A 25,363-nucleotide genomic window follows, 5' to 3' on the forward strand; every position below is an offset into this window, starting at 1 on the left:
GCTTTAATGAACGAAGAAAGTGCAAAAAGTTTTCAAGATTCCCTTTTTATAGCTTTAAATCTTTTTAACAATCATGAATGGTACGAGGCTCATGATGCTTTTGAAGAAATATGGAATTCCCTAGATGGTGACGAAAGACAAGTTATCCAAGGAATTTTACAAGTATCTGTTTCTCAGTTTCACTTAAGTCAAGGAAATTTAAATGGAGCTACTATTTTGCTCGGAGAGGGTTTAGGCAGAATAAAAACTAGAACCAAGATTGATTTAGGGGTTGATCTTGAATCCTTTTGCCAATGTTTGGAAGATTTATTAAGGAAATTACAATATAGAGAACTATTAAACGAAAACGATAAGCCTTTTTTGAAACCTCTTTGATGAATATATCTCTATCTTCAATTAAGTTAATATTATGTATTTAATTTTTTTTCAAGAAAGTAAGAAAACTAATCGATCTCAAGGAAAATGACCTTAAATATTCATAATGTATCCCTTTCAATTAAAGGAAAATTAATTGTAAATGATGTTTCCATAACTGTTAATCCAGGGGAAGTTGTAGGTTTGATGGGACCTAATGGTGCTGGGAAAACTACAACTTTTAATCTTGCAGTTGGGAATATAAAACCAGATAGAGGTGAAATTTTAATGAATGGGAAAAATATAACCAATCTTCCTCTACCAATTAGATCAAGACTTGGGTTAGGGTACTTAACTCAGGAGGCGAGTATATTTAGAGACCTCACAGTTAAGGATAATATAGATTTGGCTTTACAAAATTCATCTTATAGTAGAGCAGCGATAAGAAATAGAAGAGAACAATTAATTAATGAATTTAATTTGAATAACTTTGTAGATAATTATGGTTATCAACTTTCAGGAGGAGAGAGGAGGAGGTGTGAAATTGCAAGGGCTCTAACAGTAGGCAGAAAAGGACCTAGATATTTGTTATTAGACGAACCTTTTGCTGGGATAGATCCTCTAGCTGTTAATGATCTAAAGAAACTAATTCTAAAATTAAGTAGTGATGGGGTGGGGATTCTCATTACAGACCATAATGTGAGGGAAACCCTTCTAATTACTAACAAATCATATGTATTAAGTGAAGGAAAAATTTTAGCTAACGGTTCATCAAGCGAATTGGCTGATAATCCAATAGTCAAGAAGTATTATCTAGGAGATAATTTCAAACTTTGAAATGCTTTTTTAAAATAAATTAAAACTTTATTATTAAAGATTTACTCATACGAGAATGATTTTAATTATTATTTAGTTGTCATTGAATATTAAAACTTGAGAAATTTCAAGAAATGATACTAGATAATTTTTTTAAAAATTTTATATATGAACCGGTTTCAGTTTTAGGTCTTTTAGTTTTTTATTTTTTATTAATTAACTTACCAATATCTTTGGGTGCGGTTTTTAAAAAAAAATCTTCTGCTGCTGTAAGACTCATTACGATTTTAGTGAACTTATTAATAACATTACAATTACTTTTTAGGTGGTCAATTTCTGGGCATTTTCCTATTAGCAATTTGTATGAATCTCTTTATTTCCTTACTTGGGGTATCACATTAGGTCAACTATTGGTTGAAAGAGAATACCAAGCTCCAATAATTCCCTCAATTGCTATACCTATTGAGTTACTGACTGTGGCTTTTGCTTGTTTTGTTCTACCTGAGGATTTGAAAATATCATCCAATTTAGTTCCAGCTTTAAGGTCTAGTTGGTTAGTAATGCATGTTAGCGTCGTAATGCTTAGTTATGCAGCATTAATAATAGGTTCTTTACTTTCAATGTCCGTTTTGTTTATCAATAAAAATAAGCCACTTCAAATCAGAAGTAGTTCTACAGGTATAGGAGGATTTAAACTTTTAAATAGCCATCCCTTAAATGATTTAGTTGAACCTATTGAATTTTCTCATTCAGAAACATTAGATACATTAAGTTACCGTTCTATATTGGTGGGTTTTGTTCTTTTGACTCTCGGTTTAATTTCAGGTGCAGTTTGGGCTAATGAGGCCTGGGGCACATGGTGGAGTTGGGATCCAAAAGAAACATGGGCATTTATCTCATGGTTGTTTTATGCTGCTTATCTGCACATGAGAATAAGCAAGGGTTGGCAAGGACGCAAACCAGCATTATTAGCATCTACAGGCTTTTTAGTTGTTTTAGTATGTTATTTAGGAGTTAATTTTTTAGGAATAGGTTTGCATAGTTATGGATGGATATTTGGGTAATTTCTCAATCATTCAGAATATTTATTGAGGTTCTGAAAGAACATTCCCTTTTTGTGCTTCTTGTGCAACTTTTCTCAAGTCATCACATCCTTCTTTTAATGTTGGGTAAGCAAACATTCCGCTACCTGCAATAAAACAATTAGCACCAGCATCGGCACATTGTGAAATAGTCCAATTTGCTTTTATCCCCCCATCAACTTCAATGTCGACATCTAAGTTTTTTTCGATAATAAAGTTTCTTATTTCTTTTATTTTATTAAGCATTGTTGGTATATAAGCTTGTCCTCCAAAGCCTGGATTAACTGTCATAACTAAAACATGATCAACCATATCCATTATGTTTTTAATCATTTCAAAAGGAGTATGAGGATTCAATGCAACAGAAGGAGATCCACCTAAATCTCTTATTCTTCCAAGAACTCTATGTAAATGAATATTTGCTTCAGCATGAGCTATTACTACTCCTGGATCACCATTTGCCCCTTTTGTAGCGTTTACATAAGATTCAAGCATTGTTTCACAGTTGTACTGGCTTACCATTAATTGAGTTTCAAAAGGGACATTGCAATATTTCCTGCATGCAGCAATCATTTCAGGACCAAATGTAAGATTTGGTACGAAATTTCCATCCATTACATCAAATTGAATTCTATCTACCCCAGCTTCCTCGAGCTCTTTCACACATGCCCCCATATTTGCCCAATCTGCCGGTAAAACTGAAGGAATTATTTGAATTGGTCTATTTGCACCAGTTAATTTTGCTTGATTTGACTCAGTCATTTAATTTTTAAAATATTTAATAAAGATACTATATTTAGTTGTTTATTCCTAATTTCAAGTCACGGCCTGATAAAGTAACAGCTGTAAAGAGTTAAAAAAAGCTTATTAGCATAATAATTCTCATAAAAAATTGCATTTTATATGAGATCATACTCAAAACCTTTTAGAAAATCCTCAAAATTTAATTGTGAATCAAACTTTAATTCAAGAAATTCTCGAAGTTGTCGAGCAAGCAGCTATTGCCTCAGCAAAACTAACAGGACTTGGTCAAAAAGATGAAGCTGATGCAGCAGCTGTCGAAGCAATGAGATTGCGAATGGGCAAAATTGAAATGAAAGGGAAAATTGTTATTGGAGAAGGTGAAAGAGATGAAGCACCCATGCTTTATATAGGTGAAGAGGTTGGTAGTGGAAGTGGCCCAGGGGTTGACTTTGCAGTAGATCCTTGTGAAGGAACTAATCTTTGTGCGAATAATCAAAGAGGTTCTATGGCGGTTTTAGCTGCCTCTGATACAGGTGGTCTTTTCAATGCTCCTGACTTTTACATGAACAAATTAGCAGCTCCTCCTGCGGCCAAAGGTAAAGTTGATATTAGAAATTCAGCTACTGAAAACTTGAAGATACTTAGTGATTGCTTGGGCCTTTCTATTGATGAGCTTACTGTAGTTGTAATGGATAGAACTAGACATAAAGATTTAATTAAAGAGATTCGAGGATGTGGTGCAAAAGTACAGCCGATTTCTGATGGTGATGTTCAAGCTGCGATTGCATGCGGTTTTGCAGGAACTGGAACACATTGCTTGATGGGTATAGGTGCAGCTCCAGAGGGTGTTATTTCAGCTGCTGCAATGAGAGCTCTCGGCGGACACTTTCAAGGACAACTAGTTTATGATCCCGCAATCGCTCAAACTTCTGAATGGGCTGATTACACAAAAGAAGGAAATATAAAACGTCTTAATGAAATGGGCATATTAGATATAGATAAAATCTATGAGGCAAATGAATTGGCATCGGGAGAAAATGTTGTTTTCGCTGGAAGTGGAATAACTGATGGATTATTATTTGACGGAGTTAAATTTGAAAGGGATTGTGTTAGAACAAGTAGTCTAATTATTAGTACATTAGATAGTACTGCAAGGTTCACAAATACTGTCCATATAAAAGATGGTGCTAAGAGTATCAGCCTTTAAAAATTCACTTTTGATTTTATGCATATTGTTGTCGTCGGACTGAGTCATCGCACGGCACCTGTAGAAGTGCGTGAGAAGTTAAGTATTCCTGACCAATCCATAACAGAGTCATTGAAAGCATTAAAAGCTTTCTCTGATGTATTAGAGGTGTCAATTTTAAGTACTTGTAATAGGCTGGAAATATATGCGCTAGTAAAGGATAAAAATACTGGAATTTCATCTATCAAAGAATTCATATCAGAATATTCTGGAATTATTTTTGAAGATTTAAATCCACATCTTTTTTGCTTTAGACAGGAAGAAGCAGTTTTGCATTTGATGAAAGTCTCTGCAGGACTAGATAGCCTCGTTTTAGGGGAAGGACAAATCCTTTCGCAGGTAAAAAAAATGATGAGATTAGGTCAAGAGAATCAATCTACTGGACCAATTCTTAATAGATTATTAACTCAATCAGTAAGTACAGGTAAAAAAGTAAGATCCGAAACAAATTTAGGAACTGGAGCTGTGTCAATCAGTTCAGCAGCGGTAGAACTAGCTCAATTAAAAATTGGACAAGAAAAGGGTTTTGATACTCTTGTAAGTTTGGAATCAGAGAACGTTCTTGTTGTTGGCGCCGGACGAATGAGTAGGCTTTTAATAACTCATTTAAAATCAAAAGGATGTCATAAACTTATCCTTTTAAATAGAAATATTGATAGAGCATTAAATCTTGCTCAAGACTTCCCTGATTTAGAGATTGTTTGTAAAGGCTTAAACGAATTAGAAGAAAATATATCAGTATCTTCGCTTGTTTTCACCAGTACTGCTTCTGAAGAGCCAATTATAGATCTCACAAAAATTAAAAAAATAAATTTGAGTAATAGACTTAAATTTATTGATATTGGTGTACCGAGAAATATATCTAATGATGTCAAACAACATGAATTTGTTGAATCATTTGATGTTGATGACTTACAAGAGGTCGTTTCAAGAAATCAAGAATTTAGACAGAAAATAGCAAGGGAAGCAGAATCTTTAGTAGAAGAAGAAAGGATCATTTTTCTAGAATGGTGGGCAAGTTTAGAGGCCGTTCCAGTAATTAATAAACTTAGATCAGATTTGGAGTTAATTAGAAAAGAGGAATTGCAAAAAGCACTTAGCAGAATGGGACCAGATTTTTCGGCTAGAGAAAGAAAAGTTGTGGAAGCTCTGACTAAGGGAATAATTAATAAAATACTTCATACGCCGGTCACCAAGTTGAGAAGCCCTCAATCAAGAGAAGAAAGACAAGTTTCTTTGAAAATCGTTGAAAAATTGTTTTCTTTGGTAGAAGAGGATAAAAATAACTAACTTGTTCCATTTATATTAAGTTTTTCCAGTGATTTATCGAAATACCTTTGTAAACTGACCATTTGTATTTCTAAATATGCCCATAATCAGTTACTTTAGGTAGTTGTATATCTACCTCCATTAGATTTAATGAAGCGTGTGTTGGCCATAATCCTCGGAGGAGGAAAAGGTTCTAGACTTTACCCTCTAACAAAAATGAGGGCTAAACCTGCTGTGCCATTGGCAGGTAAGTATCGTTTGATAGATATTCCGATTAGTAATTGTATAAATTCAGGCATTGAAAAAATGTACGTATTGACCCAGTTCAATAGTGCATCTCTAAATAGACATATAGGAAGAACCTATAATTTAAATGGCCCTTTTGGCCAAGGATTTGTGGAGGTTTTAGCTGCACAACAGACTCCTGATAGTCCGAAGTGGTTTGAAGGTACTGCTGATGCTGTAAGAAAATACCAATGGTTATTTCAAGAATGGGATGTTGATGAATATTTAATATTGTCAGGTGATCAACTTTACAGAATGGACTACAGTTTATTTGTTCAACATCATAGAGATAATGATGCTGATTTAACTGTTGCAGCTTTGCCCGTTGATGAAGCTCAAGCAGAAGGTTTTGGGCTAATGAGAACCGATGATTTAGGAAATATAAAAGAATTTAGTGAAAAGCCTACTGGAGAGAATTTGAAGGCTATGGCAGTAGATACTTCAAAATTTGGATTAAGTAAGGAGTCAGCTGCCGAAAAACCATATCTAGCCTCTATGGGGATTTACGTTTTTAGCAGAAATACTCTCTTCGATCTTCTAAATAAATTTCCTAATTATACGGATTTCGGTAAGGACATAATTCCAGAAGCCCTAAATAGAGGCGATACTCTTAAAAGTTATGTATTCGATGATTATTGGGAAGATATCGGCACAATTGGGGCATTCTTTGAGTCAAACCTTGCATTGACTGAGCAACCAAAACCTCCATTTAGTTTTTATGATGAGAAATTTCCAATTTATACTAGACCTAGATTTTTACCCCCTTCTAAACTTGTAGATGCTCAAATTACTGATTCAATTGTTTGTGAAGGCACAATCTTGAAGTCATGCAGTATTTTACATTGTGTTTTAGGTGTAAGAAGCAGGATTGAAAGTGACTCGGTTCTTGAGGATACTCTTGTTATGGGAGCTGATTTCTTTGAATCCCCTGAAGAGAGGATTAAATTAAGAAAAGGGGGCGGAACACCTCTTGGAGTAGGTGAAGGGACTACTGTAAAAAGAGCAATTCTTGATAAAAATACAAGAATTGGCGATAATGTCGTGATCATTAATAAAGATCGAGTAGAAGAAGCAGATAAGCCAGAATTAGGCTTTTATATCAGAAATGGAATTGTTGTAGTAGTTAAAAATGCAACTATTGCAAACGGAACTGTTATTTAAATCTTTTCCATCATTTTTCGCTGACATAAGTATTTTTTTTGAGCAATTTTGTTGAGTTGTAGGCACACTATATTTATTGAGTTTTTTAATTTTTTATGTCCAAGGCACATTTTGGTTTAATAGGTCTTGGTGTTATGGGCGAAAATTTAGTTCTTAACGCAGAGAGAAATGGATTTTCTAGTGTAGTTTTTAATAGGACTTACTCAAAAACCGAAGAATTTTTACAAGGTCGTGGCCTTGGGAAGAATATAGAAGGAGCTGAAACTCTTCAAGAATTTGTTAATAAGCTTGAGAGACCTAGAAGAATTCTAATGATGGTAAAAGCTGGGCCCGCAACAGATGCTGTCATTGATAATATTTCTGGCTATCTCGAGGAAGGAGATTTATTAATAGATGGCGGTAACTCTCAATTTAAAGATACAGAAAGAAGGGTGAATACTCTTGAAAGTAAAAGTTTTGGATACATTGGGATGGGAGTCTCAGGAGGGGCCAAAGGAGCTTTAGAAGGTCCAAGTATGATGCCCGGTGGTACTAAGGCTTCATATGATGCAATAGAAAGCTTATTAACAAAAATGGCTGCAAAAGTTGAAGACGGGCCATGTGTTGCATATGTTGGACCAGGAGGCTCAGGTCATTTTGTGAAAACTGTTCATAATGGAATTGAATATGGAATTGAACAAATACTTGCAGAAGCTTATGACCTTATGAAGAGAGTCAAAGGAATGAAAGGTCAGCAAATGTCAGAGGTATTTGGTATTTGGAATAATACTGATGAATTAGCTTCTTATCTTGTTGAGATAACAGAGATTTGTCTAAATACAAAAGATGAGATAACTGGAGATGATGTCGTGGAAAAAATATTAGATAAAGCTGGCCAGAAAGGTACAGGGTTATGGACTGTTGTAAGTGCTTTAGAACTGGGGGTATCAGTCCCAACAATTTATGCATCTTTAAATGCAAGAGTAATGAGTTCTTTAAAAGAGCAACGTAGTGAGATTGAAAAAACTATTCCATCTAAAGAGATAGAGGATTTTGATTTAGGAAATATATCAGATGGAATGAAACCTTTATTTGATGCTGTAGTCCTTGCCACAATAGCTAGCTATGCCCAGGGTATGGACATCTTAAGGGAAGCATCTGCAGTATATGACTACGGTTTGAATATGCCGTCAATTGCTCAAATATGGAAAGGTGGTTGCATAATTAGATCAAAATTATTAAGTAAAATTCAAGATGCTTATAACAAAGACCCTAATCTAAAAAATTTAATTTTTGATGATTGGTTCAATAATGAAATTGCGACAAGATTAGATAACTTATCTAAAGTTGTTTCTTTATCCACAAAATCTGGTATCCCAGTCCCATGTCTATCCAGTACCTTAGATTATTTGAATAGTTATAGAACTAATAGACTTCCTCAGAACCTTGTTCAGGCAATGAGAGACTGTTTTGGCTCTCATACATATGAAAGAATTGATAAGGAAGGTAGTTTTCATACTGAATGGATGAAATGATTGAAAAGATTAAAAATGGATATACACTTAACATTTACAAAGACAAGTTAGAGCTATCTACAGCAGTTTTTAAGTTTATTGAAAGTCACATTATTCATATTTTAAAAAAGAAAGACAGGTTCAAATTTTGTGTAAGTGGAGGTTCAACTCCTAAATCTGTCTATAAGCTTTTATCAAAAAGTGATCTTAGATGGGATATGGTTGATGTCTTTTTAGGGGATGAAAGATGTGTTGATCCAAATTCAGAATTGAGTAACTCGTTAATGTTGAATAATTCATTGCTAACTAATTTTGGATCTAAAGCTTTTTTTTATGAAATTTTCAATGATTTAAATGCTGATGATGAAGCTACAAAAAATCAATTTATTTCTAAATTATTTGAAAAATGCGGATCAAACCCTCCAACTTTTGATTTAACATTATTAGGTCTTGGAGACGATGGTCATACAGCCTCACTATTCCCTTATAAAAAAAATAATAATGTAGATGATTTTGTTATTTTTAATGAAGGTAAAGGTTTAAGAAGAATTTCATTAACTCCAAAGGTTCTTTCAGCTTCTTCAAAGATAGTATTTTTAGTTAGTGGAGCTTCTAAAAGAATTGCTCTTGAGAGATTATTAGATGAAAAAGAGTCACCAGATAGAACACCATCAAAATTAATAAAATCTATTAATCAAATTTCAATATTTTGTGATCAGGAATCAGCAAAAGAATTAGAAATTTAGTTAAAGTCTACTAATAATTTAAATTATTTAATGAGTAAGAAAAAATTTTTATTCCAGAAAAAGGAGTTTGATGGTTGGGAAACATTAAATGATACTGTTATGGGCGGATCAAGTTCAGCTTTTTGTGAAATTTCAAATTCGGGTTTGATATTAAAGGGTAATATTGTCGAGAAAGCAGGAGGATTTGTTAGTTGTAGATCGTCTATATATAAACCTTCTTTAAATGTATCTGAGTATTTATCCTTTGAATTAAATATTGATGGACAAGGAAGAACTTTTAAATTTGCTGTCGCTTGTGAAGATGATCTACTAGGACTAACCGAATTTATTCCGGGTGGACTTAGATGGATTAAATCATTCCCAACAAAAAAATTCGGGACAACAAATGTTCAAATTCCTTTTAGTGAGTTAAAACCTTCAGTTAGAGCTAATAAAGTATCTTTTCCATTTAAATTCAAGCCATCTAAAATTAAAAGATTGCAACTACTACACTCTAAGTTTGGTGATGATGGATTACTTAATAATGAGTTTAGACAGGGTTCCATAAAAGTTTTAATTAAATCAATAAGTGTTATTTGAAAATCCACCTAAAAATATAGAGAGCTTAATCGCTAAGTCAGCAGATTTAACAAATAAACCTTTTGTTCATTCTGTAGTAAAAATAAATGGTGAATACGAATTTGAAGATGAAGATATTGATTTAACAGTAAATATCTTATGTCGTGATAAAGAAGGTAAAAGATTAGAAATTTATGATCTTGAATTAGAACTTTTTAAATCAAATAAAGAGTTGGTTTTAGTAATCTCTAAGCTTAACTTCCCTGATGAACCAATATTATGGTGTGGAGTTAAAACATTATGGATGGATAGCAATAATGGGAAAAAATGCAACTCACCAAAATACAGCTCTAGATTGGAAAATTTAGCAAATAGGATAAAAAGTTTTATTGAGTAAGAAAATAAAATTTGAGCTGATTTATAAATCAGTAACAGCCCCTAAACTTGATGTGCTTACGATTCTCGAATATTTTGAAAGAATTCCTCTTTTGTATTTTTGAATAGGTTTTACCCAATCTTTTTTTCTTTTTTCTAATTCTTCGTCAGATAAATCAACTTGAATTAGTTGTTTTACAGCATCTACTGTAATTAAATCACCTTGTTTTATTAGAGCAATATTTCCTCCTACAGCAGCCTCTGGAGCTATATGACCCACCACAAGACCATAGGTACCCCCGCTAAATCTTCCATCGGTAATTAAAGCCACCTTCTCTCCTAGCCCTTGACCAACAATCGCAGATGTTGGAGCTAACATTTCTCTCATGCCTGGACCTCCTACAGGACCTTCGTTTCTAATGACAACAACATCACCAGCTTTGATATCGTTATTTAATATCGATTTCAAACAATCTTCTTCACTTTCAAAAATCTTTGCGGGACCTGTTAATACAGGGTTTTTTACTCCGCTAATTTTGGCTACAGAACCTTCGCTCGCTAAGTTACCTTTTAATATCGCTAGATGTCCTTTTTTATAAAGAGGGTCATCCATGTCTCTTATGACATTTTGATTTGTTGGAGGCTTATCAGGAATATTCTGTAAGTATTCTGAGATGGTTTTGCCTTCAATGTTTTTGCAATCGCCATGAATTAATCCTGCATTCAAAAGTATTTTCATTACTTGTGGAATCCCACCTGCCTTATGAAGATCCACCGTCACATATTTACCACTCGGTTTAAGGTCACAAATAACGGGTACTTTTTGTCTGATTCTCTCAAAATCATTAATATTGATATCTATTCCTGCAGTATTCGCAATAGCTAAAATGTGCAATACCGCATTTGTTGATCCACCAATTGCCATAATTACTGATATTGCATTTTCAAATGCTTTCTTTGTCATTAGGTCTAGAGGTCTTATATCTTTTTCTATTGCAGAGACTAATATCTCAGCACTTTTATCTGCACTTTGTTCTTTTTCAAGATCTTCAGCAGCCATAGTGGAACTGTGAGGAAGACTTAACCCTAATACTTCAATAACCGCAGACATTGTATTAGCTGTAAACATTCCTCCACAGCTACCAGCACCAGGAATACAATTTTTCTCAACTTGGATTAGCCTTTCTTCATTAATTTTGCCTGATGTTAATTGTCCAACAGCTTCAAAGGCACTAACGACAGTAAGATCTTCTCCATGCAATTTCCCAGGCTTTATTGTCCCTCCATAAATGAAAATTGAGGGAATATTCATTCTTGCAATCGCAATCATGGCACCCGGCATATTTTTATCACATCCTCCTATAGCAAGTACTCCATCCATACTCTGAGCATTGCATGCTGTTTCAATTGAATCAGCGATAACTTCTCTTGAAACTAGGGAATATTTCATGCCCTCTGTTCCCATAGAAATGCCATCACTTACTGTTATAGTCCCAAACATTTGAGGCATCCCACCTGATCTTTTTATTGACTCTTCAGCTTTAAGAGCTAGCTTATTTAAACCCATATTGCATGGTGTTATGGTGCTGTATCCATTTGCAACTCCAATAATAGGTTTATTAAAATCTTCATCATTAAATCCAACAGCTCTTAACATCGATCTGTTAGGGGATCTTTGCACACCTTGGGTTATTGCAGATGATCTGAGTTTATTCATATTATTTGAGAACCTTTTTTATTCTATTGCCCCAACTCTTCAAGTTGCTTCCTCACATCAGCAATTGCAGAATTAAGTTGCTCAACTTTCTTCTCCAGATTCTCTCCTTCAACTTCATTTATATTTTCATTTGAATCAATCGCTTCTGAGCCGTCTTGAATTCTGGAGGAATACATCATTGCTTTTTGTTTTTTTTCCTCCTTTCTTTTGTCTGCTTCGGATATTAACCACCAAGCTAGACCTGCTGCTCCAATAAAAGCACCGCTTATTAATGATAAAAGATTATTTGAAGACGAATCTCTGTATTCAGACATTGGTAAAATATTTACTCCTATATTCTATATTAGTTCTTATCTTGAAATATAGTACTTAAACGCGATAGAGGATTCCCAATACCAGGTACTAATAATTGTGTTTTTTCGTCTTCCTCATCTATGCAAGAAGTGTAAATTACCTGATTAGGGAGTAATTTCGCAATTTCATTTAACCCTTTATTTGAGCAAATAGCAGTTATTAAAAGAATCCTATTTGAATCAACACCTAATTCCTTTAATTTAATTAAAGTTTCTAATGTTGCTGATTTTGTTGTTATTTGTTCTGAATAAAAAATAACTCCTTCATTTGATTCAATAGTTTTAGGAAGTTCTCCTAATAAGAGGGTTGAATTAGGAATTACTTCTTTAGATCCAAACCAAAGAGATAATCCTTCGGGCAACATTGCGAGCACTTTTATTGGATAATCATTATTAATAAAGAATCCATCTGCGTCTCCATTATCAGTATTTACTATTTCTTTTTTATATGGCAGCCAATTACGTAATGCTTCATATGTAAGCCATTTCCCTAATTGCTCATATCCTGTTGAGTACAAAATGTTTGGAGTATTTTTTTCTCGCAATATTGAAAGCCAATGTTTTATTAATGGATGAGGAGGAACAATAACCTTTAGTGACATTGCCATCTATTTTCCTTTAAGATACTCTTACAAACTTTAAATACTTAAGTTCTAAAATACAGTCTTATTATGATTAAATCAATTGTTTTCCCCTCACTAAAGAATGCATTAATTACTTTGTTATTTGTTGGGATTTTATTTTTTAATTCTGTAAATTCTGCATGGGCTAAAAGACCTCCTGAGATTAGAAACCAGCAAGACCTTAATTTAGAGCCAGATATGCATGGTCAAGATTTAAGCGGTAACGAATACGTTAAGTTTGATTTGAATGGGTTTAATTTCAGTGAAAGTAATTTAGAAGGGGCGGTGTTCAATAATAGTAAATTGCAAAACTCAAAGTTTACTGGAGCAAATTTAAGAGATGCACTAGCTTATGCAACAGACTTTACAGATGCTGATCTTTCGGATGTTAATTTTACTAATGCTTTATTAATGGAGAGTAATTTTGAAGGTGCAAAAATAGATGGTGCAGATTTTACTGATGCAGTTCTTAGTCGTACGCAACAAAAACAATTATGTGCGATTGCTAATGGCACAAATAGTTCTACAGGAGAGAGTACAGAATATAGCTTAGGTTGTTAATCATAAAAGATGAAAAAAAAAATTCCAGTTATTGTTGTTTCGGGATTTCTTGGCTCAGGGAAAACAACTTTTCTAAGATATCTATTAAAAGAGAGTAATAAAAAATTTGGTTTAATAATTAATGAATTTGGTGATGTTGGAATTGACGGTGATTTGATTAAAAGTTGCGATAAATGTGATGAATCTGAAGACGAGTGCGTTATCGAATTAAACAATGGATGTTTATGTTGTACCGTTCAAGATGATTTTGTTCCATCAATAAAAGCTCTCCTAGAATTTAATCCTCCTATCGAATCAATAATTATCGAAACAAGTGGCTTGGCACTACCAATTCTCTTAATTCAAGCACTTAACTGGCCTGAGATTAGGTCTTTTATCTATCTCGATGTAGTTGTTGGTATCGTTAATGGAGAATCAATGCTTAATGGTTCACCAATTAATGATTTAAATAAAATAACAAAACAATATAATGAAATAGATAAAATTGATCACAACGCCTCTATAGATGAACTTTTTGAGGAGCAACTAGAAGCTTCTGATATCGTTTTAGTCTCAAGATCAGATATCCTAAATGATGATCAGTTTGACGTTGTAAAAAATAAAATTCAGGGAAGTCTAAACTCATCCACACCAGTCCTTAAATCCAAGAATGGCAAAATTGATTTAAATTATTTATTTGACTTTAATTTTAAAAAAGGGACTTATAAAGAATTTTTAATGGAAGAACATGACCATAATCATGTTGAGCTAGTATCAGATTCATTTAAATTAAATTATTTCCTTGAAAAAAATGACTTTGAAAAGGAGATGTCAAAAATCTTGGATGAATTAAACATTCTTCGAATAAAAGGACGTATTTGGATACCAAACAAATCATTGCCTTTACAAATACAAATTGTTGGAAAGAAAATTAATACTTGGTTTGAACAAGCTCCAGACAATTGTTGGAGACCAAATGATAATGCTGGGCTTGAATTAGTAATAATTTCCTTTGATGAAAAATCTATAAAAAATTTAAGTAGAAAAATTAAAGAGAAATTTAAGATTTTAAGTGACCCAAAAATAGCAATTTGACTTTATAGTTAGCTGTCGGGATACTAACTACAGTAGACAGCCCAAGATGGAAAATCCAAAAATCACTTTAAAACAAATAATTTCTGACGACGTTACATCAATTGATAAAATAAAATGTTCAAAATGTGGAGGGGCAGGAAATTTTAAAACACATGAAAATTCAAGGAGAACTTGTTTAGTTTGTTTTGGTAAAGGATATATAAATATTTAATAACTTAGAAAACCTTAAGGTAAAAATATTTGTTTATTAATCAATAGTTCTTTTTATTAAAATTTAAACTAATCTTCTAGTAGAAATTAATTTTTAATTGGACCAATTTGCTGTAAAAGTTTTTGTAAGACTAAGACCCTCAGTTTTAGATCCAGCAGGGGAAGCTACCAAATCTGCTTCTATAAAACTTGGAGCCGAGGGAATAAAATCATTACGTATAGGAAAAATGATTGAGGTAAAAATTGAAGGTAATGGTGAAAACGAAGTAAGAGAAAAAATTGATTTATTATGTGATAGGTTATTCGCAAATACTGTTATTGAAGATTATGAGTATTTACTAGAAAAATTATAAGATGGATAATTTTACTGTAGGAGTTGTTGTCTTTCCTGGTTCTAATTGTGATCGTGATGTTTCATGGGCATTGGAAGGTTGTTTAGACATGAGAACAAAATACTTGTGGCATGAGTCTTCAGATTTAAGCGACGTAGATGCAATAGTTTTACCCGGAGGATTTAGCTATGGTGATTATTTAAGATGCGGAGCAATAGCGAGATTCTCTCCATTAATAAATGCTTTGGATGACTTTGTGAAAAGTGGAAAAAGAGTTTTAGGAATTTGTAATGGGTTCCAAATTTTGACAGAATCTGGCTTTTTGCCTGGCGCCCTTACTGCAAATAAAAATCTTAATTTCATCTGTGATGATGTTGAACTGGATATTGTATCTTCAAAAGGAGGTTGGTTTAATGTTGGTGGTGAAAAACAAACTATTAAGTTACCCATAGCTCATGGGGAAGGAAGATATCATTGTGATTCTGATACTTTAAAAAAACTTGTAGATAATGAATTGATCGCTTTGAGATATAAAAATAATCCTAATGGATCCTCATTCGATATCGCAGGCATAACTAATGATAAGGGTAATGTTCTAGGTTTAATGCCTCATCCAGAGCGAGCATGTGACGAGACAATTGGTGGGACTGATGGTCTCTTTACATTAAAATCATTAATATTGAAATAAAAAAAGACCCCCAATTTGGAGGTCTTTTTTATTTTATTTGGGATGAAATTAAACAGTAGCTTTTACTTTTGGATCTAAATCACCTTTTGCGTAAAGATCAGCAAAATAATTAGTGCTGTTTTGTTTGATCTTACTTGCTTGACCTTCGCACCAGAACTGCTTGTATCTATCAAGACAAACTTGCTTCATGTATTTTCTAGCAGGCTTGTTGAAATGTCTTGGGTCAAAGTTTGCTTTATCAGCAAATGCTGCCTCTCTAACCGCGGCAGTGAAAGCTAGTCTGTTATCGGTATCGATGTTGACTTTTCTGACTCCATTTCTTATTCCCTCTTGAATCTCTTCAACAGGAACACCATATGTTTGAGGAATTTCACCACCATATTTGTTAATGATATCCAACCATTCTTGAGGAACTGAACTAGATCCATGCATTACAAGATGAGTATTTGGAAGTGCTTTATGAATTTCAGCAATTCTGCTTATTGCAAGAACTTCTCCTGTAGGTTTCCTTGTGAATTTATAAGCACCATGACTTGTACCTATAGCAATAGCTAATGCATCAACTTTTGTTTTTGCAACAAAATCTGCAGCTTCTTCAGGATCAGTCAAAAGCATATCGGTCGAAAGTTCACCTTCAAATCCATGACCATCTTCTGCTTCACCTTTCCCTGTTTCTAATGAACCTAAGCAACCTAATTCTCCTTCAACACTAACTCCAACTGAATGAGCAAAATCTACTACTTTTTTAGTAACTGCAACATTATATTCGTAACTAGCGGGTGTTTTTGCATCTGCTTCTAGAGAACCATCCATCATTACTGATGTGAAACCATTTATTGCTGCTGAATAGCATGTTGATGGTTCATTTCCATGGTCTTGGTGCATTACAACTGGAATATTAGGATATGTTTCTGTAGCGGCAAGTATTAGATGACGTAGGAAAATCTCTCCTGCATAATTTCTTGCCCCTCTTGAAGCCTGGAGGATTACAGGACTATCAGTTTCATAAGCTGCTTCCATGATTGCTTGAACTTGCTCAAGATTATTTACATTGAAAGCTGGAATACCGTAACCATTCTCAGCAGCGTGATCTAAAAGTAGTCTTAGTGGGACGAGGGCCATAATTAAAATAAGTTAAATGCTATATAAAGCATATGTTTCCGCGAGTTTAGTATAAAGAGGTATCAAATGTCACGTCATTAGATATACAAAATACTAAATTAAAGAAACTAATTTTATGACCCAGAGTATATTTTTAGAATTTTTTAGTTAGTAAGTGTAGCCTGCTACAAACAATTGCTCATCGGATGAAGGTTGAGATCCTGCTACATAAGCACCTTTTGAAGCTTCAGAGTTTGCTTGCGCTCTTGATATTAATGCTTTTTGACCTCCTTCAACGTCGCTTCCCTTCCAGGCCTTTAAGCATGAGTGTTGTAATGCTCTTCCATAGGAGAATGAAACATTCCATAAAGCTTTCCTGTAAAGAGTGTTCATATTATTTAAATAAACAGAAGCAGCTTCTTCGCTTAACCCTCCTGATAAGAAAACTATTCCAGGAACAGATGCGGGGACACATCTTTCCATAGTTCTTATTGTCATTTCAGCAACTTTCATAGGATCAGCCTTTGTTGGACAATCTGCTCCATTAACAGTCATAGAAGGTTTTAATAAAGTGCCTTCTAGAAAAACCCCATTTGCTTGACAGGCAATATAAACCTGCTTTATTACCTCTTCTTGAACTTCAGCAGTTTTTTCAATAGTATGGTCACCATCCATTAAGATTTCAGGTTCAATAATTGGTACCAACCCAGATTCTTGCACTGATCTTGCATACCTTGCTAATCCCCAAGCATTCTCTTGAATTGATAATTTTGAAGGACAACCATCATTTGTAATTTGCAGAACTGCTCTCCACTTTGCAAATCTGGCACCTTGTTCATAATATTTTGCTGCTCTTTCAACTAATCCATCTAGGCCAGAGCAAAAAGTTTCTACATCTCCTCCTCCTGGAAGTGGATTTAGGCCTTTATCAACCTTTATACCTGGAATAATACCTAAATCATTTAGTTTCTTAACCATTGACTCACCATCTCGGTGATTCTGATAAAGAGTTTCTTCGAAGAGGATTGCTCCACTTATATATTTACCAAGACCTTCTGTAGTAAAAAGCATTCCTCTATATGCCTTTCTATTTTCTTCAGTATTCTCAACGCCAATTCCAGCAAGTCTTTTGCCTACTGTTTTAGTGGATTCATCTACAGCTAATATCCCTTTTCCTTTAGAAGCAAGTAATTGAGCATTTTCTTTAAGCTCATTTTTGTAATAATTTAAAGCCATTCTTGAATAATTCAGTTCAATTGATTTTTCCAGAATATGAAAAAAAAATAAAATCAATCCAATACTTTATCGGGTGATAATTGCTACTTATAAATGTATAGCCTTAAATTTTGATACTTAATCCACTTTTCGAAGATTCTCTTATGGCTTCGCAAACTTTATGACTAGCAAGTCCCTCACATAAGCCTGGGATTACAGGTGTGTTATTAAAAATACTCTCAGCCCATAAATTTTGAATTCTCAAAACTGGGGCTATCCTCCCATCAGTCCATGTTTTTTCAAAATTAAAACTTGAATCTGCAGTTAGATTTTGTATTTTATTTTCGTTGTTTGAATATTTCAAATTAAAACCATGTACATAATCTTTTTGGTTTTCGCTTTTAAGAATAAGTGATCCTTCGCTTCCATATATTTCTAAACTAAATCCTCTACCATTTTTAGAAATCGATGATAAAGATACTTGACATGGAATAAGATTCGAGCTGTAGTTTGATATTTCTATATTGGCTAAACATACATCTTCACTAGTAACATCATTTAAATCAGATGAATTGGGTAAAGGTCTTTTTTTTATTGATGTTGCTAATTTGCCAGAGACTTTTATTGCTTCTCCAAAAAACCAATTCAACATATCGAATGCATGAGTACCTAAGGCGCCAATAACTCCACCACCTTTTTCTTCTAATGAATACCAATTCCAGGATCTTTTGGGGTCGGATCTACTGCCCATTAACCAATCTAATTTTACTAAATATATATCTCCTAAAATATTTTCATCAATAAGTTTTTTTGTCTGCAGAAAAAGAGGAACTGCTCTATATTCAAAATCAACACCTACGCTTAAATTATTAATCAAAGATATTCTCTGAAGCTCTTCAATCTCTGAGGAGGATATTGAAACAGGTTTTTCAAGTAGTAAATTTTTATTGTTCTCAAGTGCGCTTTTTGCAAATTTAAATCTTGATTCAGGAGGGGTCGCAATAATGATCCCATCAATTTCTGGAGATTTAATTAAGTCATCCCAATCATGAAAAAAATGTAAGCCCGTTTCTTTTTCTAATATCGATTTTTGCTTTTTATCGTAATGATAAATAGCTACAGGAGTTAGGTAATCAGAATCTTTTAATGCCTCTAAATGAACTTTTTTACCAAACCCTAGTCCAGCGATTGCTATTTTTAATTTTTTATTTTTAGAATTCATTCTTATCAATCAATAAACTCTGAACAACTATTTTCAATAACAACATCTATTAGTTCATCATTATTAGAAGTTTGCCATTTTGAATTGAATTGAGGTATTCCATTTATGGAAGTATCTTTGAACTTTTTTTCATCGCAATTAATTCTCATGACATAAAGAGATAACTCTCCATCATCATCTGAATTAGTTGGATTTTTAAAGAACTTTGTTAAGACACTTATTTCACCATTTGGAAGAGGCTTAATACTGCCTCTATCAAGCCATTCTTTCCCTTCATTATTCTCTTTTAGTAAGACCCAGTCAACATTTCCTATCCCATAAGAATTAGGAGCAAAATTTAAAATAAAAAATAAAAGACTTAAAGAAAAATAAAAGAAATTTGAAATAATTCTCATTTTACATATTTGCTTTGGAAAGTTCTTTTACACCATGAATTTTTAAAATTTTAGTCAGAGTATCCTTGAGATCTTTCCTTTTAACTATTACATCAACAAAACCATGCTCAAGAAGATATTCAGCTGTTTGAAAATTATCGGGTAATTTTTCTCTTAATGTTTGTTCTATAACCCTTCTTCCAGCAAATCCAATAAGAGCTTTAGGTTCCGCCAAAATTAAATCACCTAACATTGCAAAGCTTGCTGTTACCCCTCCAGTGGTTGGATGAGTTAATAAGGGCATATAAAGAAGATTTTTTTCTTTATGTTTTTTTAGTGCTCCAGATATTTTTGCCATTTGCATGAGACTTAACATACCTTCTTGCATCCTTGCTCCTCCTGATGCGCAAACAATAAGAATTGGAAAATTTTCTAAAGTTGCTCTCTCAATTATCCTTGTAATTTTTTCACCAACTACTGAACCCATGGATCCTCCCATAAATCTAAAATCCATAACAGCTAATGCTAAGGGCATTGAATTTACTGAACAGATACCTGTTACAACTCCATCTCTTAAACCTGTGCCTGCTTGACTTTCTTTAATTCGATCAGCATATGATCTTCTATCTTTAAAACCTAAAGGATCTGTAGGACTTAGTGAACTATCAAACTCTTCGAATGAATTTTTGTCAGCAATTATATTTATCCTTTCATCGCTATTAATCCTATTGTGGTGTCCACAATTACTACAAACATTGAAATTTGAAATTAGGTCTTTTCTATATGCTACTTGCGAACATTCTGAACATTTAACCCACAAACCATCTCCCTCATCAGTATCTTGCGAAACTTTCCCAACAAATTGATCTTTACGCCTTGCGGCAAACCAGTCGATTAATGACACAACGTTTCCTGTTTTTTTCTATTTAAATCTAAATAAGGTACTTTTATCAAGAAAGATATATAAAAATTTGAGATCTTCTAGATTAAAAAATCCTCAAAGTAAAAAAATATAATGATTTGAGTGGATAATCAAAAATTAATTATTATTTATTTTTCTCCTCAATCATTTTATGAATAATTGGAGTAAGAATTAGTTCCATTGCGAAACCCATTTTCCCTCCATTTACAACGATACTTGTTGGACTTGACATAAATGAATCGTTAATCATTCCAAGCAAGTATTGAAAATCAATCCCCCATTTCTCTCTTGCCCCTTTTCTGAAATGTATGATCACAAAGCTCTCATCAGGAGTTGGGATGTTCCTGCATATGAAAGGATTAGAAGTGTCAATCGTGGGAATTCTTTGGAAATTAATATCGGTTTTGCTGAATTGTGGGCAGATGTGATTTATATAATCAGGCATTCTTCTCAATATAGTATCCACAATAGTTTCCGCTGAGTAACCTCTCTCTGCGTTGTCTCTATGGATTTTTTGAATCCACTCTAAATTTGTTATCGGAACAACACCAACAAGTAAATCAGCATAAGATGCCACATTGTATCCATCACCTTCTACCCCGCCATGCAAACCTTCATAAAAAAGTACGTCTGTTCCCTCAGGAATATCTTCCCATGGAGTAAATTGTCCAGGTTCCAAGGATGTCCCAAGTCTTGTATTATGTTCTTCTGCTTCTTCAAGACTATGTAGATAATATCTTTTCTTTCCTCCTCCAGTTTCACCATAAATTTTAAAAAGTTCTTCTAGCTTGTCAAAAAGATTAGCCTCTGGACCAAAATGAGAGAAATTTTCACCTTTTGAAAGAGCGTCTGCCATAGCTTTTTTCATAGGCATTCTTTCAAATCTGTGGTAACTATCACCTTCTACAACAGCGGGAACAATATCTTCTCTGGCAAAAATATGCTCAAAGGCTCTTTTTACTGTACTTGTTCCTGCTCCTGAAGATCCTGTTACAGCAACTACTGGATGACGTTTTGACATTTTTTAAAAACAATATCTAATGATTCTGACAGGTAATATGCCAACTTTATGTTTTACTTAAAAATATTTTTTTATTTATTAATTTTTTTTTAAATTTCATCCATTATTTTATCTCCAATTTCACTGCAAGATAAAACTTCAGAAGACCCATCAGCTAAGTCTGCTGTTCTAAACCCTTTTGATAAAACTTTATCAATGGCAGTTTCTAAATTTTCTGCAGCTTCTTCTTCATTTAATCCAATTTTTAACATCATGGAAGCAGATAAAAGCATTGCTATAGGATTCGCTATGTTTTTACCAGCTATATCAGGAGCCGAACCATGAACAGGTTCAAAAACTCCTGGACCATTATTGTTTAGAGAAGCAGATGGAAGCATTCCAATAGAACCAGTTAACATTGCGGCTAAATCGCTTAAAATATCACCAAATAAATTACTAGTTAAAATCACATCAAATTGACATGGATCTCTAACTAATTGCATCGCTGCATTGTCAACGTACATATTGCTTAGAGATATATTTTTATCTTTTGAGGTGATATTTAAAACTGTATCTCTCCACAATTGACTAACCTCAAGAACGTTTGATTTATCAACAGAACATATTTTTTTATTTCTTTGGTTAGCAATTTTTATTGCTATTTCAGTTATTCTCTCTATTTCGGCCGAATCATAAATCATTGTATTGAAAGCTTTTGGGATTTTTATATTTGTTATGTGTCCTCTTGGTTTTCCAAAATAAATACCCCCTATTAATTCTCTTACAACAATAAGATCTACATTTTCAACAATTTCTTTTTTTAATGTACTTGCATCTAATAGAGATTTTCTTATCTTGACAGGCCTGATATTTGCGAAAAGGTTTAGAGCAGATCTTAACTTTAGTAACCCACTTTCTGGCCTTAATTCTCTTGCAAGAGAGTCATATTTAATATCTCCAACACATGCTAAAAGTACAGCATCACTTTTTTTGCATTGATCTAGTGTCTCATCAGGAGCAGGAGTCCCATATTTTTCATAAGCTATCCCCCCAAATAATTTTTCAATAATCTCAATGTCGAAATTATGATTTTTTGAAAGCTTTTTTAAAACTTTTTTTGAAACTTCTGAAATCTCTGGTCCTATCCCGTCTCCTGATAATAAAACAATCTTATATTTCTTCATTTAAATATATGTTTAATAGAAGAATAAATTATTGCTTGTCTAATTGTCTAAGTTTTTTTGCTAATTCTGGTAATTTTTTAAAAATACTTGAACTCCTTAGCCATGATTTATTTCCCATCGCGGGGAAACCACTAATTACCTTGCCATCTTCTATATCACAATGGATCCCGCATTTTGAACTAGCTATGACATTATTTCCAACTTTTACTCTATTATTGACTCCTACTTGACCTGCCAAAATAACACCATCTCCAATATTTGCTCCTCCAGCGATACCAACTTGAGCTGCAAATGCACAATTCTTTCCAATTTTAACTCCATGACCTATTTGTACTAAATTATCCAACTTTGTTCCCTCATCAATAAATGTAAATCCTACTGAGGGTCTATCAATACAACAATTCGTTCCAATTTCTACAAAACTCATTATTTTTACACCACCTTTTTGCGGCATCTTTACCCATTTGCCATCTTTAGGAATAAAACCAAATCCCTCTGATCCAATGACAGAATTTGAGTTAATTACACAATTGTTTTTTAGAGTAGTATTTTCGTAAATAACACAATTTGGATGAATCACATTATTATCTCCTATTCGAACATTGCCTAAAATTGATGATCCAGGAAGAATATGATTATTGTCGCCAATTACAGTATTTTCTCCAATATAGACATTAGGTCCAATATGGCAATCTACTCCAATTATTGCTGTTTTATCTATAACCGCTGAAGCGTGAATTCCTGGTTTGAAATTTATAGTTTTATATAAACAATCCAATACTTCTGCAAATGCAATTCTTGGATTTTTAACGATTATGTTTGATATATTGAATTTCTTAAGGGAACAAACGATCTCATCGTTGTTAGTAGTTATTATTGCTGATGCTTTAGTTTGATCTAATTTTTCTTTAAGGATATTATTTTCCTCTAAAAAAGATATTTGATGTTTAACTGCAGTATCTAATGAGGCAGCATCATTTATATTTAAATCTTCGAAAATATTGGCACTAATAAAATTTGAATTTCCTTTTTTTATTAGATCAACTAAATCACTTAAAAGCATTTTTCAGTTTAAATTTTTTTCTAAGAGAGAGCAAGAACATCTCTGTGTACGACAATTATCGAGGAGTTGTTATTTTCTTTATTATTTAAGATACTTCTTAATTTGTCGCTACTTATTGATACTAAACCTTTTGCAACTTCTTTATTATTTGTATTTACGATTTTAACTGCCTGATTAATCGTAAAGTTTCCTTCTACATTCTTAACACCAACCGCTAGAAGTGAGGCACCTTTTTTTTTGATTGCAAAAGAAGCGCCATCATCCAAAGTAATTTTCCCTACTGTTTGAATTGCATGAGAAAGCCAACTTTTTTTATTTCCTATAGGTTTTTCTACTGGATAAAATAAAGTTCCAATTTTATTATCATTAAAAATTTCAATTAAGTTTTTTTTATTAGTTCCATCAACTAATTGGACTTCAACTCCTCCTTTTGTTGCTATCTCTGCAGAAATTAATTTTGTAGAAATTCCTCCTGTTCCCCATTCATTATTTGAATTTTGAAAATTTTTATCTTTAATTTCTTTTAATTCACTATTATGAACTTCTTTAATAGGTTGAGCATCTTTATTATTACGTGGATCTTTTGAGTATAGATTTTCAATATCGGTTAATAAAATAAGCTTGTTAGCATTTATAGCTAAGGCAACTAAAGCAGAGAGGGTATCATTATCTCCATATTTAAGTTCTTCATTTGCTACAGTATCATTTTCATTTACTATTGGAATTACATTCAAATCGATTAATTTTTTTAAAGTTTTAGAAGCGTTATTAAATGATTCTCGTGAATTAAAGTCAGCTTTAGTTATTAAAATTTGAGCAATATTATGACCTAATTTATTAAATACTTTATCGTATAAGGACATTAAATTAACTTGACCTACTGCAGCAGTAGCTTGAAGGGTGCTTAAATCATTTGGTCTAATCTTAATGTTTAATTTTTGGCAACCTAATCCTACGGCTCCACTAGTTACTAAAATTAATTTGTTTCCTTTTGAAAGAAAACTTGTAAAGGATTTAGAAAGGGTTTCAATAACTTCTTCTGTAGATGTTTCCTCTGTTCCTCTTAAAATACTAGTACCAATTTTTATAACCCAAGTTTTCATTTTATAATATGAGAAATTAATTTTTCTATTGTCAAAGTTAAATTAAATTTTATAGGCAAGCCATCCCTATTTAAGCGCTTAACTAATATTGTTTTTATATTACATCTATTCCCAACAATAATATCTGTAAAAATTCTGTCACCAATAATAGCTATATTTTTTGGCTCTCTGTCAATTTCTTTTATAGCCGACAAAGTTAATTTTTTTCTTGGTTTTGATGCATTGTATATGTACCTTAAATTTAATTCTTTCGCTATTTTTGCGATTCTTTTTTTTGATGGGTTGTTACTTATTAAATATAAGGAGAAAAGTTTTTTAGATTCTATGATCCAATTTTTTACAGCTTTTGGCACCATATTTGATTTTCTATTTACTAGAGTCCCATCCACGTCTAGCAATAAAGAATTAATTCCTTTTTTTTGCAACTCAGATTGAGAAATCTTATATATTGGTAAGTTTGAATCCCAATTGACTTTTAGGATAGATCTCATT

At 33.0% G+C, this 25,363-nt stretch carries 29 protein-coding genes; 15 read left to right on the forward strand and 14 right to left on the reverse strand.

What is annotated here, in order from left to right:
• The first annotated feature begins 6 nt into the window (after positions 1–6).
• From EU91_RS04860 to ccsB, 3 genes are all read left to right on the forward strand, one after another.
• Positions 7–375 carry a DUF309 domain-containing protein gene (locus EU91_RS04860; RefSeq protein WP_032524303.1) on the forward strand — a complete coding sequence of 123 codons (369 nt, stop codon included), beginning with the start codon at positions 7–9 and terminating at the stop codon, positions 373–375.
• Positions 376–462: 87 nt separating this feature from the next.
• Positions 463–1,191 (forward strand): LPS export ABC transporter ATP-binding protein, encoded by a 729-nt coding sequence (lptB, locus tag EU91_RS04855; protein WP_032524304.1) that lies wholly within the window; start codon positions 463–465, stop codon positions 1,189–1,191.
• Between the two features lie 113 nt (positions 1,192–1,304).
• Complete coding sequence (gene ccsB, locus EU91_RS0108550) at positions 1,305–2,234, forward strand: c-type cytochrome biogenesis protein CcsB (protein ID WP_032524305.1); 930 nt, start codon at positions 1,305–1,307, stop codon at positions 2,232–2,234.
• 21 nt (positions 2,235–2,255) lie between these two features.
• Here ccsB and rpe read toward each other — a convergent pair whose 3' ends face one another.
• The gene (gene rpe / locus EU91_RS04850; RefSeq protein WP_032524307.1) at positions 2,256–3,014 is read right to left on the reverse strand and encodes a ribulose-phosphate 3-epimerase; all 759 of its coding nucleotides are present in this window, start codon (positions 3,012–3,014) and stop codon (positions 2,256–2,258) included.
• A gap of 187 nt (positions 3,015–3,201) precedes the next feature.
• Between rpe and glpX the strand changes: the two genes are divergently transcribed.
• The 7 genes from glpX (at position 3,202) to EU91_RS04815 (ending at position 10,151) form a co-directional block, all read left to right on the forward strand.
• On the forward strand, positions 3,202–4,203 hold the full coding sequence (gene glpX, locus EU91_RS04845; RefSeq protein WP_032524308.1) for a class II fructose-bisphosphatase: 1,002 nt from the start codon (positions 3,202–3,204) through the stop codon (positions 4,201–4,203).
• Between the two features lie 18 nt (positions 4,204–4,221).
• Entirely contained in the window at positions 4,222–5,532 is a 1,311-nt protein-coding gene (locus EU91_RS04840) for a glutamyl-tRNA reductase (RefSeq protein WP_032524309.1), read from the forward strand.
• Between the two features lie 129 nt (positions 5,533–5,661).
• Positions 5,662–6,957 (forward strand): glucose-1-phosphate adenylyltransferase, encoded by a 1,296-nt coding sequence (locus EU91_RS04835; RefSeq protein WP_032524310.1) that lies wholly within the window; start codon positions 5,662–5,664, stop codon positions 6,955–6,957.
• 95 nt (positions 6,958–7,052) lie between these two features.
• Positions 7,053–8,471, forward strand: coding sequence for an NADP-dependent phosphogluconate dehydrogenase (gene gndA / locus EU91_RS04830; protein ID WP_032524311.1), 1,419 nt, complete (start codon positions 7,053–7,055; stop codon positions 8,469–8,471).
• Positions 8,459–9,196: a 6-phosphogluconolactonase gene (pgl, locus tag EU91_RS04825; RefSeq protein WP_032524312.1), complete on the forward strand. Its 738-nt coding sequence runs from the start codon at positions 8,459–8,461 to the stop codon at positions 9,194–9,196. Before gndA ends, pgl begins: the two co-directional genes overlap by 13 nt.
• 30 nt (positions 9,197–9,226) lie before the next feature.
• Complete coding sequence (locus EU91_RS04820; protein WP_032524313.1) at positions 9,227–9,775, forward strand: CIA30 family protein; 549 nt, start codon at positions 9,227–9,229, stop codon at positions 9,773–9,775.
• Positions 9,765–10,151 carry a hypothetical protein gene (locus tag EU91_RS04815; RefSeq protein ID WP_032524314.1) on the forward strand — a complete coding sequence of 129 codons (387 nt, stop codon included), beginning with the start codon at positions 9,765–9,767 and terminating at the stop codon, positions 10,149–10,151. Before EU91_RS04820 ends, EU91_RS04815 begins: the two co-directional genes overlap by 11 nt.
• Positions 10,152–10,172: 21 nt before the next feature.
• On the opposite strand, the gene ilvD is transcribed toward EU91_RS04815, so the two are convergent.
• Genes ilvD through EU91_RS04800 form a run of 3 tightly spaced genes read right to left on the reverse strand, consistent with a single transcriptional unit; the run spans position 10,173 to position 12,807 of the window.
• Positions 10,173–11,846 carry a dihydroxy-acid dehydratase gene (ilvD, locus tag EU91_RS04810; RefSeq protein WP_032524315.1) on the reverse strand — a complete coding sequence of 558 codons (1,674 nt, stop codon included), beginning with the start codon at positions 11,844–11,846 and terminating at the stop codon, positions 10,173–10,175.
• Between the two features lie 23 nt (positions 11,847–11,869).
• Entirely contained in the window at positions 11,870–12,160 is a 291-nt protein-coding gene (locus tag EU91_RS04805) for a hypothetical protein (protein WP_011376338.1), read from the reverse strand.
• Between the two features lie 29 nt (positions 12,161–12,189).
• Positions 12,190–12,807 carry a uracil phosphoribosyltransferase gene (locus EU91_RS04800; protein ID WP_032524316.1) on the reverse strand — a complete coding sequence of 206 codons (618 nt, stop codon included), beginning with the start codon at positions 12,805–12,807 and terminating at the stop codon, positions 12,190–12,192.
• 63 nt (positions 12,808–12,870) lie between these two features.
• Between EU91_RS04800 and EU91_RS04795 the strand changes: the two genes are divergently transcribed.
• The 5 genes from EU91_RS04795 to purQ all read left to right on the forward strand — a co-directional run bounded on the left by EU91_RS04795 (position 12,871) and on the right by purQ (position 15,687).
• Positions 12,871–13,383 (forward strand): pentapeptide repeat-containing protein, encoded by a 513-nt coding sequence (locus EU91_RS04795; RefSeq protein WP_011862813.1) that lies wholly within the window; start codon positions 12,871–12,873, stop codon positions 13,381–13,383.
• Positions 13,384–13,392: 9 nt separating this feature from the next.
• Complete coding sequence (locus EU91_RS04790) at positions 13,393–14,457, forward strand: GTP-binding protein (RefSeq protein ID WP_032524317.1); 1,065 nt, start codon at positions 13,393–13,395, stop codon at positions 14,455–14,457.
• A 46-nt stretch (positions 14,458–14,503) separates the two neighbouring features.
• Positions 14,504–14,668, forward strand: a complete 165-nt coding sequence (locus tag EU91_RS09340; RefSeq protein ID WP_193741601.1) for a hypothetical protein — start codon at positions 14,504–14,506, stop codon at positions 14,666–14,668.
• 97 nt (positions 14,669–14,765) lie between these two features.
• Complete coding sequence (purS, locus tag EU91_RS04785; RefSeq protein ID WP_032524318.1) at positions 14,766–15,020, forward strand: phosphoribosylformylglycinamidine synthase subunit PurS; 255 nt, start codon at positions 14,766–14,768, stop codon at positions 15,018–15,020.
• A 1-nt stretch (position 15,021) separates the two neighbouring features.
• Positions 15,022–15,687: a phosphoribosylformylglycinamidine synthase subunit PurQ gene (gene purQ, locus EU91_RS04780; protein ID WP_032524319.1), complete on the forward strand. Its 666-nt coding sequence runs from the start codon at positions 15,022–15,024 to the stop codon at positions 15,685–15,687.
• Between the two features lie 48 nt (positions 15,688–15,735).
• Here purQ and fba read toward each other — a convergent pair whose 3' ends face one another.
• The 10 genes from fba to EU91_RS04730 form a co-directional block, all read right to left on the reverse strand.
• Positions 15,736–16,809 carry a class II fructose-bisphosphate aldolase gene (gene fba / locus EU91_RS04775; RefSeq protein ID WP_011376344.1) on the reverse strand — a complete coding sequence of 358 codons (1,074 nt, stop codon included), beginning with the start codon at positions 16,807–16,809 and terminating at the stop codon, positions 15,736–15,738.
• A gap of 147 nt (positions 16,810–16,956) precedes the next feature.
• Complete coding sequence (locus tag EU91_RS04770; protein WP_032524321.1) at positions 16,957–18,024, reverse strand: class I fructose-bisphosphate aldolase; 1,068 nt, start codon at positions 18,022–18,024, stop codon at positions 16,957–16,959.
• 103 nt (positions 18,025–18,127) lie between these two features.
• Positions 18,128–19,225: a Gfo/Idh/MocA family protein gene (locus EU91_RS04765; protein WP_032524322.1), complete on the reverse strand. Its 1,098-nt coding sequence runs from the start codon at positions 19,223–19,225 to the stop codon at positions 18,128–18,130.
• A 5-nt stretch (positions 19,226–19,230) separates the two neighbouring features.
• Positions 19,231–19,620 (reverse strand): hypothetical protein, encoded by a 390-nt coding sequence (locus EU91_RS04760; RefSeq protein ID WP_032524323.1) that lies wholly within the window; start codon positions 19,618–19,620, stop codon positions 19,231–19,233.
• 1 nt (position 19,621) lies between these two features.
• Positions 19,622–20,503, reverse strand: coding sequence for an acetyl-CoA carboxylase, carboxyltransferase subunit beta (gene accD / locus EU91_RS04755; protein ID WP_032524324.1), 882 nt, complete (start codon positions 20,501–20,503; stop codon positions 19,622–19,624).
• A 142-nt stretch (positions 20,504–20,645) separates the two neighbouring features.
• On the reverse strand, positions 20,646–21,542 hold the full coding sequence (locus tag EU91_RS04750; protein WP_025881193.1) for a phosphoribulokinase: 897 nt from the start codon (positions 21,540–21,542) through the stop codon (positions 20,646–20,648).
• An 89-nt stretch (positions 21,543–21,631) separates the two neighbouring features.
• Complete coding sequence (leuB, locus tag EU91_RS04745) at positions 21,632–22,705, reverse strand: 3-isopropylmalate dehydrogenase (protein ID WP_032524325.1); 1,074 nt, start codon at positions 22,703–22,705, stop codon at positions 21,632–21,634.
• Between the two features lie 28 nt (positions 22,706–22,733).
• Positions 22,734–23,768 (reverse strand): UDP-3-O-(3-hydroxymyristoyl)glucosamine N-acyltransferase, encoded by a 1,035-nt coding sequence (lpxD, locus tag EU91_RS04740; protein WP_032524326.1) that lies wholly within the window; start codon positions 23,766–23,768, stop codon positions 22,734–22,736.
• A gap of 20 nt (positions 23,769–23,788) precedes the next feature.
• Positions 23,789–24,871, reverse strand: a complete 1,083-nt coding sequence (gene proB / locus EU91_RS04735; RefSeq protein ID WP_032524327.1) for a glutamate 5-kinase — start codon at positions 24,869–24,871, stop codon at positions 23,789–23,791.
• Positions 24,868–25,362 (reverse strand): YqeG family HAD IIIA-type phosphatase, encoded by a 495-nt coding sequence (locus EU91_RS04730; protein ID WP_032524328.1) that lies wholly within the window; start codon positions 25,360–25,362, stop codon positions 24,868–24,870. The genes proB and EU91_RS04730 overlap by 4 nt, the downstream gene beginning before the upstream one ends.
• Between the last annotated feature and the right edge of the window lies 1 nt (position 25,363).

It is taken from the genome of Prochlorococcus marinus str. GP2, assembly GCF_000759885.1.
Taxonomy (GTDB): Bacteria; Cyanobacteriota; Cyanobacteriia; order PCC-6307; family Cyanobiaceae; genus Prochlorococcus_A; species Prochlorococcus_A marinus_J.